This window comes from Streptomyces sp. NPDC043870 (assembly GCF_056435785.1).
In genome coordinates this window covers 63726-78618 of sequence record NZ_JBWKDT010000003.1, presented here as the reverse complement: position 1 = coordinate 78618, position 14893 = coordinate 63726, and the positions used below count along the sequence as shown (strand labels likewise).

Genomic DNA, 14893 nt, shown 5'->3' with positions numbered 1-14893 from the left:
GAAGTCCGTCGTGTACGTCAGCATGGTGCGTCGCATGGCGCCTTCGGCCGGGTCGACGACCGCCCGCACCAGGCCGCCGGTCACCGGTCGCGCGTCCGGGCCGCATGAGGATTCCCCCGGAGTTTCACGCACTCGGTCCGGGGCGGTGCCGGTCGCCCGAGGCCGCGGCGGGCCCCTCGTCCGGCTCGTCACCCGACGTGAACGCGCGCACGAGCAGCACGCCGGCGACGATCAGGGCGATGCCCAGCCAGGTCGGTCCGGCGTCGAAGGACAGCACGACGATGCCCACCGGAACGAGATAGCCGGCCAGCGGAACGAGGAGCGCGCCCACCGAGGTCGGGCTGCCGGAAGCCGGAGCGCCGCCTGCGGCCCGCTCGCGTACGACGTCCGGATACCAGTCGGTGAAGCGCAGTGCGACGATGATCGCCCCGATCTGAATGATCCAGCCCGTCCAGACGTTGTCGGAGTTGCGGAGCACGATGTCGCCGTAGGCGCCCGCGATCGCCGCCACCAGGAAGGCGAGGCCCCACACGCCCGTGATCACGTAGTTGGTGTGCATGAACGTGGAGGTGTTCCAGTACTCGCGGGGCACCTGCTCGCGCGCGTACTGCACGGTGAAGGGCACCCGCAGGGCCATGGAGCCGAGGGCGATGACGGTCAGCGCGGTGTTGGAGACCTCGCCGGCGTACGTCTCCAGCCACCGGAGCGTGCCCGGTGAGGCCATGAGTCCGATGACGGCGAGGACCGCGAAGAAGACCACGTCCGCGACTTCGAGGATCTTCAGCGAGCTGTGCGGGCGCCGCAGCCGGCCGAGGATCACCAGGACGACGGCGATGGCCAGGGCGATGACGACGGAGAACTCGAACCGGCCGGAGCCGACCAGGACCGAGAACAGGATCCACGGGAGCATTCCCGTGACCGGGTTGTCGAGGAAGCCGGCGAGGCGACGCCCCACCGCGGTGTCAGCCATGGAGTTCATGACCACGCCCTTCCGGTGGCGGCCTACTGTCCAGCCTGCCCGGTGGGGTGTCGTCCCGCGACGCGGGTGCGCTCGCCGCCGGTGGGCCGGTACGGACACGGCCGAAGACTGGCTGAGCCGGCTGTTCCCAGGAGGGCAAGCGACCGCTTAGTATGCGCTGGAGCAGTGGAACGCCCTACACATCGCGGAGGCCCCGAAATGCAGGCATGGCGAGTGCACCGGAACGGCGAGCCGGGCGAGGTGATGCGTCTCGAAGAGGTCGACCGGCCGGAGCCGGGCGAGGGGCAGCTCCTGCTGAAGGTGCGCGCCGCGAACATCAACTTCCCCGACGCGCTGCTCTGCCGCGGCCAGTACCAGGTGACGCCGCCGCTGCCGTTCACCCCGGGCGTCGAGATCTGCGGGGAGACCGAGGACGGCCGCCGCGTCATCGCCACGCCCGCCCTGCCGTACGGCGGTCTCGCCGAGTACGTCGTGGCCGACGCCGCCGCCGTACTGCCCGCACCCGAGGCCCTCGACGACGCGGAGGCCGCCGCCCTGCACATCGGCTACCAGACCGCCGTCTTCGGACTCCACCGCCGGGCCGGGCTCAAGGAGGGCGAGACCCTGCTGGTCCACGCCGCCGCGGGCGGTGTCGGCAGCGCCGCCGTACAGATCGGCAAGGCCACCGGCGCGACCGTCATCGGCGTCGTGGGCGGGCCGGAGAAGGCCGCCGTGGCGCGCGAGCTGGGCTGCGACGTGGTCATCGACCGGCGCAGCGACGACATCGTCGCCGCCGTGAAGGAGGCCACCGGCGGGCGCGGCGCCGACGTCGTCTTCGACCCCGTGGGCGGGGACGCGTACGCCAAGTCCACCAAGTGCGTGGCCTTCGAGGGCCGCATCGTGATCGTGGGATTCGCGAGCGGCGTCATCCCCAGCCCCGCGCTCAACCACGCGCTGGTGAAGAACTACTCGATCGTCGGCCTGCACTGGGGCCTCTACAACTACAAGGACCCGCAGTCGGTCCTGCGCTGCCACGAGACGCTGACCGACTACGCAGCCAAGGGCCTGATCAAGCCACTGATCAGCGAGCGGGTCGCGTTCAAGGACGCCGCGGACGCCGTCCAGCGCGTCGCGGACGGCACCACGACCGGCCGGCTCGTCGTCCTCCCGGAAGGAGCCGTCGCATGACCGACGCCGCCGAACTGCGCGAACGCACACGCACGTTGCTCGCCGAGTATCCGCCCGCCACCACCGCCCGCACCGACTTCCTGCGTGCCCGCTTCGACGCCGGGCTCGCCTGGGTCCACTACCCCGCGGGCCTCGGCGGACTCGACGCCCCCCGCTCGCTGCAGGCCGTCGTCGACGCCGAACTGGAGGCCGCGGGCGCCCCCGACAACGACCCGCGCCGGATCGGCATCGGCCTCGGCATGGCCGCGCCCACGATCCTCGCCTACGGTACCGAGGAGCAGAAGCAGCGCTTCCTGCGGCCGCTCTGGGTCGGCGAGGAGGTGTGGTGCCAGCTCTTCAGCGAGCCCGGTGCGGGCTCCGACCTGGCCGCTCTCGGCACCCGCGCGGTACGGGACGGCGTCGACGGCGACTGGATCGTCACCGGCCAGAAGGTGTGGACGTCCAGCGCGCACCTCGCCCGGTGGGCCATCCTCATCGCCCGTACCGACCCGGACGCTCCCAAGCACCGCGGCATCACCTACTTCCTCTGTGACATGACCGACCCCGGCGTCGAGGTCAGGCCGCTGCGCCAGATCACCGGCGAGGCCGAGTTCAACGAGGTCTTCCTCACCGATGTGCGCATCCCCGACACGCGCCGCCTCGGCTCTGTCGGCGACGGCTGGAAGGTCGCCCAGACGACCCTCATGAACGAGCGCGTCTCCATCGGCGGAATGCGCCTGCCGCGCGAGGGCGGAATGATCGGCCCCGTCGCGCGGACCTGGCGCGAACGCCCCGAGCTGCGCACCCACGATCTGCACCAGCGCCTCCTGACCCTCTGGGTGGAGGCCGAGGTGGCCCGGCTCACCGGCGAGCGGCTGCGTCAGCAGCTCGTCGCGGGCCAGCCCGGACCCGAGGGCTCCGGGATGAAGCTCGCCTTTGCCCGCCTCAACCAGGAGATCAGCGGCCTCGAGGTCGAACTCCGCGGCGAGGAAGGTCTGTCGTACGACGACTGGACCATGCGCCGCCCCGAGCTGGTCGACTTCACCGGACGGGACGCCGGGTACCGCTACCTGCGTTCCAAGGGCAATTCCATCGAGGGCGGCACGAGCGAAGTACTGCTCAACATCGTCGCCGAACGGGTGCTCGGACTGCCCGCCGAGCCGCGCAACGACAAGGACGTCGCCTGGAAGGACCTCGCGCGATGAGCACACAGCCCGACCTTCTCTACTCCGAGGCCGAGGACGACCTGAGGGCCGCCGTACGCTCCCTGCTCACCGACCGCGCCGACACCACGGGCCTGCTCGCCCGCATCGAGACAGGGAGCCCCGGCGATCCCGCGCTGTGGAAGTCCCTCGCCGCGGACATGGGCGCCGCGGGGCTCCTCGTACCCGAGAAGCTCGGCGGCCAGGGTGCCACCCACCGTGAGGCCGCGGTGGTGCTGGAGGAGCTCGGCCGGGCCGTCACCCCTGCGCCGTATCTCACCAGCTCTGTCATCGCCACCGAGACGCTTCTCGCCCTCGACGGTGAGGCGGAGGAGGTCACCGGGCTGCTCGGGGACCTGGCCACCGGCCGTACCGTCGCGGTCCTCGCGCTCCCGCTCTCCGCCACCCCCGGCGCAGAGCTGCCCGAAGGGACCGTCACCGGTGTGGCGGACGCCGCGATCGCCGACGTCCTGCTCGTGGTGCGGCCGGACGGTCTCTACGCGGTGGAGCGCGGCGAAGCGGCCGTCACGCCGCAGACCGCGCTCGATCTGACCCGTCCGCTCGCCTCCGTCACCGCCGGGGAGACGGCCGGTACCCGGCTCGCCGACGCGGAGACGGCCCGGGCCGCCGTGCGCCGCGGCCTGCTCGCCGGGGCCGGTCTGCTGGCCTCGGAGCAGCTGGGGCTCGCCGAGTGGTGTCTGGAGGAAACCGTCCGGTACACGCGCGAGCGGCACCAGTTCAACCGGCCCGTCGGCTCGTTCCAGGCGTTGAAGCACCGGATGGCGCAGCTGTGGCTGGAGGTCGTGAACGCCCGGGCGGCCGCCCGTAACGCAGCGGACGCGCTCGCCACGGGAAGCGCCGAGGCGCCGCTCGCGGTCTCCGTCGCGCAGGCCTACTGCTCCCGGGTCGCGGTGCACGCCGCCGAGGAGTGCGTCCAGCTGCACGCCGGTATCGGTATGACCTGGGAACACCCCGCGCACCTCTATCTGAAGCGCGCCAAGGCGGACGAGATCGCACTCGGAACACCGGGCCGCCACAAGGAGTTGCTGGCGGAGCTGGTCTCGCTGCCCGCCCCCCGATGACCCGGTAGGGGCACCGGGCCGCCCACCCCTGGCGGTACCGAGCAGGGGTGGGGCCCATGGCCGCCCGTACGACCCACGTGGCATGGCCGCCGCGGTGACGGCCCGACTCCGGCCGTCACCGCGGCGGCCTGCGCGCCTTCCACGGCTTCTGCGGCGGCATGTCTTTCGCACGCCGGCCAACCCGCCCGAGGGGCACGCTGGTTGATCGCCGGGTGACGGGTGGCCGAACTCTTCCCCGCGCCCTGCCCGGAGAGGGCGCGCGGCACGGATACTCGCCGTGTCCCGCACTCCAGTCCGTCCCGCAGAGCCCGGAGGCACCATGGTCCGCACCACCCGTCGCCGTGCCGTCACCACGATCGCAGCCGCCTTCGCCGGCGCCGTCGCCGCACCCTCCATACCGGCCCAGGCCGCCGGGCACAGCGGCAGAGTCCACCCGTTGCGCCGGGCGCATGCCCACAACGACTACCTCCATCCCCGGCCCCTCCACGACGCCCTGGACCACGGCTTCACCAGCCTGGAGGCCGACATCTTCCTGGTCGACGGGGAGCTCCTCGTCGCCCACGAACCCGCCCAGCTCGACCCCACCCGCACCCTCCGTCGCCTCTATCTCGACCCGCTGCTGGAGCGGGTCAAGGCCAACCACGGCTCCGTGTACCGCGGTTACCACAGGCCGGTGCAGCTCCTCGTCGACATCAAGAACGACGGTGTGAACACCTATCTCGAACTCCACCGTCAACTCCGTGCGTACCGGCGGATGCTGAGCACCTTCGCCCACGGCACCGTGCAGCTCGGCGCCGTCACCCCGGTCGTCTCCGGGGACCGGGCCGCCCGGGCCCCCATGGAGGCGCAGTCCGTCCGCCATGCCTTCTACGACGGACGCCTCGACGACCTCGCCGCTCCCGCTCCCGCGCCCGCCTCCTTCATCCCGCTGATCTCCAGCAACTGGACACAGAGCTTCACCTGGCAGGGCGTCGGCCCGTTCCCCGACACCGAGCGGGCGCGGCTGGGCTCCATCGTCTCCACCGCCCACGCCCGTGGGCAGCGTGTCCGCTTCTGGGCCACTCCCGACGTACCGGGTGCCGCCCGCGACGCCGTATGGGCGGAGCTGCTCGCTGCCCGACTCGACCACATCAACACCGATGACCTCACCGGCCTGCAGCGATTCCTCCGCACCCAGAACCGCTGACCGCGGCGGTAACGACCGGGGTCAACAACGGATTTGACGACCACCCGATCGGCGGACACGCCAGTCGGCCGTTCGGCGCCTCCACTCCGCCACACTGGCGCCCGAAGGCCGCATATTCCCCATGCGGCGGAGGGAGGCCGGCCATGGCTGTTTCGATTTCGGTGGTGCTTCTGCTGCTCGTCCTTGCGGTGATCTTCCTCCGCAACGGCGGGCTGAAGCTCTCGCATGCGCTGGTGTGCGCCCTGCTCGGGTTCTTCCTTGCGGGCACGAGCATGGCGCCCACCATTCACGACGGTGTGTCCGCGACGGCGGAGGTGGTGGGCAAGCTCAAGCCCTGACCTCGGGCGCAGCCGCCGTCGCCGGCCTCTGGCCCGCTGAAGGGCCACAGGCCGACAGACAATCGAGATGACAGCACGATGCGCACGGAGGCACACTCGCGTCGTGCGTGATCGTTGGGAAACTCCCTCGGGCCTGGTGCTGCGCAAGTGGACAGTGGGGGACGCCTTGTCCGTCATGACCGCGTTCGCGGATCCCCTCATGCGCGGGCAGGCGACCGAGCCCGTGGATTCGGTCCAGGCCGCCGAGCGGTGGATCGCGGAGCGTCGCGAGCAGTGGGCCGCTGGGTCTGCGTTCGCCTTCGCCGTGGTCGACGGGGACGACACCGTGCTGGGACATGTGTCCGTCGGCGCGGTGAACCGGAGTCATTCCATCGGATGGGTGTCCTACTGGACGACGTCGACGGCCCGGGGGAGCGGCGTCGCCTCACGGGCCTGCCACGCTCTCGCCCGCTGGGCTTTCGACGACGCGGATCTCTTCCGGCTGGAGCTGGGGCATCGGGTGAACAACCCCGCCTCATGCAGAGTGGCCCATGCCGCGGGCTTCGTCGTGGAAGGACGGCAACGCGGGAAGCTCGCCTATGACGGCGTGCGTTACGACGTCGAACTCCACGCTCGTCTGGCAACGGACGAGGAGCCTTCGCTGAGTTGAAGCCCTGACGGTGTGGGCGTTGCGTACCTGCTCCGCCAGGCCGAAACCCCGTGCTCGAGGGCGCACACATCCGGCTGCCCCGCACTGCGGGCGACAACGCCCCGCTTCGGGCGTTCAATGGGCTGTATGCATGCCGCGAAGGGCGTGCTTCTTCGCAGAGGCCGCTCACTCGCTGTGTCGGGCCTGGCCGCATTCGTGATCGCGGCGACGGCCCTGGCCCCGGGCGCCGCCGCGCCGAGCCCGTCGCCCAGCCCCACACCGCCGCCCTCGGAAGACGTCCCCAAGCCACCCCCGCCCCAGCCTCCGCCGCTGCTCACCCAGGCCGATGTGGACCGGGCCGTGGACCGGCTCGACGGCGTCGTGCAGAGCATGATGAAACGCACCGGTGTGCCCGGCGCCGCGGTAGGTGTGGTGTACAAGGACCGGGTGGTGTATCTCAAGGGGTTCGGTAAGCGGCATGTCGGCCGGCCCGAGGCCGTCGGCACCGACACCGTTTTCCAGCTCGCCTCGCTCTCGAAGCCGATCTCGTCCACCGTCGTCGCCGGCAACGTCGGCAAGGACGGCAACGACGGCAAGGGCGGCGTCGGCTGGGACGAACCGGTGGCCGGACGCGTCTCCGGCTTCGCTCTCAAGGACCCCTGGGTGACCAGTCATGTCACCGTCACGGATCTGATGTCGCACCGCAGCGGACTGCCCGACCACGCCGGCGATCTGCTGGAGGACCTCGGCTACGACCAGGCGTACATCCTGAGCCATCTGCGGTACGAGCCGCTCGCCCCGTTCCGCGCCGACTACGCCTACACCAACTTCGGCTTCACCGCGGCCGCGGAGGCCGTCGCCCGCACCAAGGGCGTCAGCTGGGAGAAGCTCGGCGAGGACACGCTGTACGCGCCCGCGGGCATGGACTCCACCAGCTCCACGTTCGCCGGCTACGAGGCGGCCAAGAACAAAGCCGTCACCCATGTGAGGACCGCCGACGGCACCTGGCAGGCGAAGTTCGTCCGGGACGCGGACGCCCAGGCACCCGCCGGCGGCGTCAGCTCCACCGCGAAGGACATGACGCGCTGGCTGCGGCTGCAGCTCGCCGACGGGAAGCTCGACGGACGGCAGATCATCGACGCCGAGAACCTCGCGCACACCCATCTGCCCGAGATCGTCTCCCAGCCGCCAACCGGCCCGGCCGGCCGCACCGGGTTCTACGGCCTGGGCTGGAACGTCGGTTACGACAACCAGGGCAGGCTCCGCCTCAGCCACTCCGGAGCCTTCGATCTCGGCGCCAACACCAATGTGACCATGCTGCCCGGCGAACAGCTCGGCATGATCGTCCTCACCAACGGCCGGCCCGTCGGCATGGCCGACTCCGTCGCCCTCGACTTCTTCGACACCGCCCAGTACGGCAAGCCCACCACCGACTGGCTGCCCCTCGTCGCCGCGGTCTACGAGCAGGAGGAAGACGCCGGCAGGTCTCCGACGGACTACGCCGCTCCGCCTGCCGACGCGAAGGCCGCCCGAGCCGACAGCGCCTACACCGGGACGTACGACAACGTCTACTACGGAAAGGCCGTCGTCACGACGGACCAGGACGGGCTCGTCCTCGAACTCGGGCCGGAGCCGAAGCGGTTCCGCCTGAGCCATTACGCCGGCGACACCTTCAGCTTTGCGACCACCGGCGAGAATGCCGTCGGACTGACCGGCGTCACCTTCATGTTCGACGGCGCGGGCACCGCCCGCAAGGTCCGCATCGAGTATCTCGACGAGACCGGCCTCGGCACCTTCACCCGACCCTGAACCGGGGCGGGTTGTTGCACGATCATGAAGCGTCCATGAAACCCCTCGCATCGCCATGGACACTTCACCGGGGCGGCTCTAGCGTCTGGCGGCGGCGCGACTGACGCATGTTCACCGAGGAGCCGCCTTGTCCCGAAGAGCGCTCGCCCGCGCACTGTCCCTGACGCTTGCCCTCTCCGCGTGCACGGTCGCGGCACCCACGTCCGCGCAGGCCGACGAGATACCGCGAACCCCCGGACACCGCCTGGTGAGCGGCTACGAAGGAGCGCCCGCCGCCGCCCGGCCCGTCCCCGGCACGCCCCCGCCCCAGCATCCCCACCTCGCGCCCAACGGCCGTAGCGGTATGCACGCGGACGCGGCGGGCAGCGGCACGCATCCGTACCCGGGGCCGCTCGGCGACAACCCGTCCGTCACCAGCGAGCAGATCGCGCCGCTCGGCGGCGAATGCGCCACCGCCACCTTCGACTCGGCGGGCCGCCTCGTCACCGTCTGCGGTACCTTCTCGGGCTTCCTGCTCAAGCTCCTCGACCCGCGCACGCTCGACACCCTTGCCGAGTACCGGCTGCCGCAGCGCTCGTCGACCGTCGAAGCCATCACCCGCCTCGACTTCTCGAAGATCTTCAAGGACACCTCGGGCGGCGCCTACTTCTACCTCGACAACCAGGACCGGGTCGTCCTCGCCGACTCGCGCCAGCACGTCCTGCGCATCGCGCACAAGCAGGGGGCGGACGGCACCTGGCGGTTCGAGGCCGAGGACGACTGGGACCTGACCCCGCACGTCCCGCACGACTGCGTCAGCTGGACCAATCTCTTCCCGAGCGGCACCTGCGACCCCGTCACGTCCGTGATGCCCGACTGGCAGGGGCGTATCTGGTGGGTGACCAGGCTCGGCCGCGTCGGCACCGTGGACCCGCGGACCTCCGCCGTCCGCTCGATCCGGCTCGACGGCGAGGAGATCCAGAACTCCTTCTCGGTATCCGACGACGGCGTCTCGATCGTCTCGGACCACGCCCTCTACAGCTTCCGCGCCGACGCCGGCGGCACCCCACGGGTGCAGTGGCGCCAGACGTACGACCGAGGCACCGGCACCAAGCCCGGTTCCGTCAACCAGGGCTCCGGCACCACCCCCGACCTGTTCGGTGAGGGCGCCGACTACGTCGCGATCACCGACAACGCCGACGACCGGATGAACGTCCTCGTCTATCGGCGCGGCACGGACATCCCCGCGGACCGGCGGCTCGTCTGCAAGGTCCCCGTCTTCGCCTCCGGGGCCTCCACCACCGACAACTCCCTCATCAGCTGGGGCAACAGCCTGGTCGTCGAGAACAACTACGGCTACGAGAACCCGGCATCGCTCATGTTCGGCCGCAGCGTCACCGGCGGCGTGACCCGCATCGACGTACGCGCGGACGGCAGCGGCTGCGACACCGTCTGGGAGAGCGACGTCCGCTCACCGTCCACCGTTCCCAAGCTCTCCACCGCCAACGGGCTGCTCTACTTCTACGAGAAGAAGCCCCACAAGCTCGGCATCGACGCCTGGTATCTCACCGCCGTCGACTTCCGCACCGGAGAGCGCCGCTGGAGCCGCCTCACCGGCACCGGTCCGCTGTACGACAACAACTGGGCGCCGATCACGATCGGCCCGGACGGCACGGCCTACGCGGGCGTCTTCAACGGCATCGTCGCCGTCCGCGACAACGGCCGGGACCAGTAGGACCGGCAGGGCCGGGACAAGCAGGACCGGCACGGAGCAGGACGCGCGGATGCCCGGGACCGTTCAGGGTGCGGCCCCGGGCATCCGCCCCGCACGTCAGGCGATCTTCGGCATCTCGCCCTCGGTCGTCGTGACATCGATGACGGCGAACGCGGCGCCCTGCGGGTCGACCACCGCCGCGAACCGGCCGAAGGGGCTGCCCATCGGCCCGAACACCACCTTTCCGCCCAGCTTCTGGGCGGCCGCGACCGCAGCGTCGCAGTCCGGGACGGTGAAGTAGACCTGGATGTACGAGGGGACCTCCGGAGGGAAGTCCTCCGCGGTCATCTTCATCCGGCCGAGGACGGGGTCCGCGCCGAGGTCGAAGACCTTGAAGTCGAGGTTCTCGTCCTCGATCTTCTTCACGTTGTAGCCGAAGACCGCGGGGAAGAAGGTGTCGGACTTGTCGGGCTCACGCGTGAAGACCTCCGCCCAGCAGAAGGCGCCGGGCACGTTCGTCGCCTCGAATCCCTCGTGCGTGCCGGGCTGCCAGACGCCGAACGTGACACCGGTCGGGTCCTGGGCGATGCACATCGACCCGAAGTCGCCGACCGCCATGGGCTCCATGAGGACGGTGCCGCCGTTCTGCCGGATCTTCTCGGCGGTCGCGGCGGCATCCGGAGACGCCAGATAGAGACACCACTGCGACTGTCCCTCCTGGCCGGGCATGGGCGGGACGACGGCGGCCACTGCCTTGTCGTCCGCGTACGCCTGCGTGTAGTTGCCGTACTCCGACGAGGCCTCGCCGAACGTCCAGCCCAGGACTTCGGCGTAGAAGGTCTTCGCGCCCTCCACGTCGGAGAACATCGCGTCGGCCCAGATCGGCGTGCCTTCGGGTGCTGCAGCCATGACGGTGACTCTCTCTTCTGTGCGGAATTGCGGACTTGCGGGTTCGAGGACTTGCGGGTTCGAGGACTTGCGGGTTCGAGGGCGTGCGCGTTCGAGGACTTGCGGGTTCGAGGACTTGCGGGTTCGAGGACTTGCGGGTTCGAGGACTTGTGGGATCGAGGGATGCTGGACGGACTTCCGGACGGATCTCCCGGAAAGTTCTCAGGAGGAATCTTCTGTCCGGACCCGGCGGACGGTCCTGTGAACCACGCTAGCCAGCGACACCCGGCCCCGCGCGGTGACGCCACATATCAGTCCCGGGAGAAGATCCCGATGCCGTTCGGCACCGCGCGCTCCGCCCCGCCACTCGGATGGTTACGTACCGTGACCGAAGTGGCCCCGGGGGCTCGTGCGACCAGCGTCGACGAGCCGCCGCCGTCGAGGCTGAACGCGTCGGCGGACCCGGCCTCCGCCATCACCGACGCCAGTTCCGCGATCGTCAGCCCGGTACGGAACTGCGCGTCGCCGTCCAGCGCGAGCAGCAGCAGCGTCCGCCCGTTGTCCGTGATCCCGCCCGCCGAGCGCACCGCCGACGTCACGCCGTCAAGACCGGACAGCGGCGCCCCGCCGCGCAGCACCGGATAACCGCCCACCGCGAAGCGGTACGGAATTCCGGAGCGCGCCTCGACCAGCCGGTGCCGGATGGTCACGGCGTCACCGACGTGGAGAGCGCGCAGTGCGGCTGCCCCGGCCTCCCGGCCGACCAGCACTTCGGTGTCCGTGGCGATCGCACCGCGCCCCGGCGTCGCGGCCACCGCCGTCACCAGCCCGCGCCGCACCGTCACCTCATAGGTCTCCGTACTGCAAGGGGCCGCCCGGTCGGTGTCCGTACCGCACGTCGCACGGACCCGGGAGACCGGGCCCCAATCGGAGGTGAACGCCCCGATCGCGCCGACCGGCAGCGCGTACTGGTTCAGCCCACGCAGCGCGAATCGCCCCGTGGGAGTGAACACACTGCCGTCCAGGGCCAGTCGGCCGAGCCGTGCCCTCCTGTCGCTGCCGACGCCCAGCGCCTCGCGGGTCGTGGTGCCCGGCGGCAGGGCAGGACCGAAACGCTGCCCGTCGGGGACGGCCGCCTTCAGATCCCGGCCGTCCGCGATCGCGGGCCCGACCGGGGCGCCCGTCGCCTCGACACCGGGATGCTGTGTCTCCGTGATGTTGAAGAAGTCGCCGTTCACAGCGCCGACCGCGCCTTCGCGGTCGGCGAGCAAGGACAGCGCCGCCCGGGCGCCCACCGCGCCCGGATACAGCAGACCGACCGAGACGTCGGGATCGAGCAGGTCCACCGAGAGCAGATGGGCATGTGCCGTGCCGTGCGAGGCCGAGACGTCGAACTGCCGGTACTGCACGCCCGCCGCGAGCCGCACCCAGGCCGGCGCCGCGGTCGCAGGAGCACCTGCCGCGAGCCCGGTGACGGCCAGGGCGCACCAGGCCAGAACAACGCTGAGCACCGTACGGATCCGAGCATGACTTTTCGTCACATCGCCCCCAGACGTCCGGTCAACTCTCCCAATGCATCGGACAGTTGACCAGACGTGGGAGGCTAGGAGCCGACGAGCCGGGAACGGATCAGGAAACGCACCCCTTCGGGCGCCTCCAGTGAGAATCCACTACCACGGCCCTCGACGACGTCGACGATAAGGCGCGTGTGCCGCCACGCCTCGTACTGGCTCGCCGACATCCAGAAAGACACCGGTTCGGTCACCCCTTCGACGGACAGCTGCGCCAGCAGCACATCCGAACCGCCGGTACGGAACTCGCCCTCCGGGTAGCACATCGGCGCGCTGCCGTCGCAACAGCCGCCCGACTGATGGAACATCAGGGGCCCGTGGAGGGCCCGCAGTCGCCGCACCAGCTCGGCGGCGGCGGGGGTCAGCTCAACGAACGGAGCCTCTGCGGAAGTCATCAGAAGAGTCCGAGTTTCCGCGGCGAGCGGCTCACCGGCAGCTTCTTCGTCCCGTGTTCGTGCATGTTCCGCCCCTCTCCCAACCCGCCAGAAACGGATGCGGTCGCCGCCATTGAGGCAGCGACTCAGTCAGCCATGTGCGAGGTTGCGAGAAGGTTGCACGAACGCGTCGGCCGTCCTTGGCCGAACTCGGTTTCCGAATCCCGCGCCGGCGTGAGCGCACGGCCGCAGCAGAAGGCGCCTGACGGGCATCGGCCCAGGTCAGGCGCCTTCGCGCCGCCGGATTCCGCGGCGAGGCGGGGACGGTCCCACCCTCGTTCCCCCCGACGTCGTCACGACACAGCGGGATCGAGCACGACGGGCAGCTCCGCGAGGCCACGGAAGGCCGGGAACGGAACCGCCATCCAGTTCGCCTCACCCTCCGGGTCGGCCAGAGCCATGCTCGGGAAACGGCTGAACAGACTGGTGAGCGCGAGTTGCATCTCCAGCCTGGCCAGAGGAGCGCCCAGGCAGTAATGGCTGCCGTGCCCGAACCCCAGATGGGCATTCTGCGCGTTCCCCGGTCGCGTCACATCGAACTCGTCCGGGGAATCGAACTTCAGCGGATCGCGATTGGCCGAACTGAGCGCGATCTGGACGAGAGCGCCCTTCGGGATCCGCGTCCCGCTGAACTCCACGTCCTCGGTCGCGTAGCGGAACGTCGAGCTCTCCACGGAGCCGTCGTACCGGATCAGCTCCTCCACCGCCGGACCGACCAGCTCCGGGTTCTCCTGCACGGCGCGCAGCTGTGCGGGATTGGCCAGGAAGTGGTAGACGGCATTGCCGATGAGATACGCGGTCGTCTTGTGACCCGCGAACATCAGCAGAAACGCCGTCGAGACCAGCTCGTTCCCGGTCAGCCCGCCGTCCGTGTCCTGGGCTGCGGTGAGCGCGCTGAGCAGGTCGTCACCCGGGCGGCTGCGCTTGCGCGCGATGAGATCCGTGAAGTACGCGTGCAGGTCCTCCTCCGCCTTCTGCTGGGCCCGCTTGGACTCCTCGCTGAAACCGGTCTGAGCCACCGTCGTGGACAGTTGGTGCATGTGCGAGCGCTCCTGTGGCGGTACGCCGAGCAGTTCGCAGATCACGGTGATCGGCAGCGGGAACGCGAACGCGGGCAGCAGATCGAACGGTTCCCGGGTCGGGCATGCGTCGAGCAGCCTGTCGACGATGTCCTGGATCTGCGGGCGCAGGGCTTCCACTCGGCGCGGGGTGAACTCGGAGTTGACGAGTTTGCGCAGCCGGGTGTGCTTCGGCGGGTCCGAGTTGAGCATGTTGTCGTCCAGCGCCACCGACGAGTCACCGAAGATCCTCCGGTAGGCGTCCATGGCCCCGTACATGTCCTTGCTCAACCGCGGATCTGACAGGGCGGCCCGCGCGTCCTCGTACCGTGTGATCAGGTACGTGTCATTGCCGTGCGGCGGCTTCATGGGGCAGACGGGTGCCGTGTCCCGGAGGCGGGCGTAGACCGGGTGCGGGTTCCGCCGGAACTCGGGGGTGCACCGCTCGGCTGCGGCGGCGGGGTCTTGCATGGTGGTCACGGACGACTCCTGAAGTCGAAGAGGGTCTCGGCATTGCCGCCGAGGATGAGCTGCTGGGACGCCTTGTCCACCGGCAGCTTCTCGATCATGCGGACGAAGTCCTCCAGCGGCGCCGCCATCGGCGGTGAGTCGGTGCCGAACAGCATCCGTTCGGGCCCCAGGACCTCGGCATTGAGGCTCAGGTGTGCCGCGCTGAACGGGCTGGTGTCGACGTACATGCGCTGGAGCGCCGCGGCCGGGTCGGCCGCCGGCGGGTTCTCCGCCTGCGGGGCGGAGGGCGGCGCCCCCTGCGGGGCGGAGGGCGGCGCCCCCTGCGGGGCGGAGGGGGGGGGCCCCCCCCCCCCCGCGCCGGGGGGGGCGGTCCTCCTGCGACCGCCCCCCCCCCCCCACCCCCCCTCC

General features: G+C 70.5%; 14 protein-coding genes. 8 read left to right on the top strand and 6 right to left on the bottom strand.

Annotated elements, in window-relative coordinates:
* Positions 1–124: 124 nt before the first annotated feature.
* Positions 125–979, bottom strand: coding sequence for a hypothetical protein (locus AC0699_RS04890; RefSeq protein WP_478655694.1), 855 nt, complete (start codon positions 977–979; stop codon positions 125–127).
* Between the two features lie 198 nt (positions 980–1177).
* Here AC0699_RS04890 and AC0699_RS04885 point away from each other — a divergent pair, with 198 nt between their 5' ends.
* The 8 genes from AC0699_RS04885 to AC0699_RS04850 all read left to right on the top strand — a co-directional run bounded on the left by AC0699_RS04885 (position 1178) and on the right by AC0699_RS04850 (position 10084).
* The gene (locus AC0699_RS04885) at positions 1178–2146 is read left to right on the top strand and encodes an NADPH:quinone oxidoreductase family protein (protein WP_478655692.1); all 969 of its coding nucleotides are present in this window, start codon (positions 1178–1180) and stop codon (positions 2144–2146) included.
* Complete coding sequence (locus AC0699_RS04880) at positions 2143–3330, top strand: acyl-CoA dehydrogenase family protein (RefSeq protein WP_478655690.1); 1188 nt, start codon at positions 2143–2145, stop codon at positions 3328–3330. Before AC0699_RS04885 ends, AC0699_RS04880 begins: the two co-directional genes overlap by 4 nt.
* Positions 3327–4409, top strand: a complete 1083-nt coding sequence (locus tag AC0699_RS04875; protein WP_478655688.1) for an acyl-CoA dehydrogenase family protein — start codon at positions 3327–3329, stop codon at positions 4407–4409. The genes AC0699_RS04880 and AC0699_RS04875 overlap by 4 nt, the downstream gene beginning before the upstream one ends.
* A gap of 319 nt (positions 4410–4728) precedes the next feature.
* Positions 4729–5595 carry a phosphatidylinositol-specific phospholipase C/glycerophosphodiester phosphodiesterase family protein gene (locus tag AC0699_RS04870; protein ID WP_478655685.1) on the top strand — a complete coding sequence of 289 codons (867 nt, stop codon included), beginning with the start codon at positions 4729–4731 and terminating at the stop codon, positions 5593–5595.
* Positions 5596–5738: 143 nt separating this feature from the next.
* Positions 5739–5933, top strand: coding sequence for a hypothetical protein (locus AC0699_RS04865; protein ID WP_453668039.1), 195 nt, complete (start codon positions 5739–5741; stop codon positions 5931–5933).
* Positions 5934–6036: 103 nt separating this feature from the next.
* Positions 6037–6582 (top strand): GNAT family N-acetyltransferase, encoded by a 546-nt coding sequence (locus AC0699_RS04860; protein ID WP_478655683.1) that lies wholly within the window; start codon positions 6037–6039, stop codon positions 6580–6582.
* Between the two features lie 126 nt (positions 6583–6708).
* Positions 6709–8370, top strand: coding sequence for a serine hydrolase (locus AC0699_RS04855; protein WP_478655681.1), 1662 nt, complete (start codon positions 6709–6711; stop codon positions 8368–8370).
* Positions 8371–8497: 127 nt separating this feature from the next.
* Positions 8498–10084, top strand: a complete 1587-nt coding sequence (locus AC0699_RS04850; protein ID WP_478655679.1) for a hypothetical protein — start codon at positions 8498–8500, stop codon at positions 10082–10084.
* A 96-nt stretch (positions 10085–10180) separates the two neighbouring features.
* Here AC0699_RS04850 and AC0699_RS04845 read toward each other — a convergent pair whose 3' ends face one another.
* The 5 genes from AC0699_RS04845 to AC0699_RS04825 form a co-directional block, all read right to left on the bottom strand.
* Positions 10181–10972 carry a VOC family protein gene (locus AC0699_RS04845; RefSeq protein WP_478655677.1) on the bottom strand — a complete coding sequence of 264 codons (792 nt, stop codon included), beginning with the start codon at positions 10970–10972 and terminating at the stop codon, positions 10181–10183.
* Between the two features lie 290 nt (positions 10973–11262).
* On the bottom strand, positions 11263–12462 hold the full coding sequence (locus AC0699_RS04840; protein WP_478655674.1) for a phosphodiester glycosidase family protein: 1200 nt from the start codon (positions 12460–12462) through the stop codon (positions 11263–11265).
* A gap of 92 nt (positions 12463–12554) precedes the next feature.
* Positions 12555–12917, bottom strand: coding sequence for a DUF779 domain-containing protein (locus AC0699_RS04835; protein ID WP_478655672.1), 363 nt, complete (start codon positions 12915–12917; stop codon positions 12555–12557).
* Between the two features lie 332 nt (positions 12918–13249).
* Positions 13250–14485, bottom strand: coding sequence for a cytochrome P450 family protein (locus AC0699_RS04830; RefSeq protein ID WP_478656366.1), 1236 nt, complete (start codon positions 14483–14485; stop codon positions 13250–13252).
* A 5-nt stretch (positions 14486–14490) separates the two neighbouring features.
* The gene (locus AC0699_RS04825; protein ID WP_478655670.1) at positions 14491–14712 is read right to left on the bottom strand and encodes an amidohydrolase family protein; all 222 of its coding nucleotides are present in this window, start codon (positions 14710–14712) and stop codon (positions 14491–14493) included.
* Positions 14713–14893 lie beyond the last annotated feature (181 nt).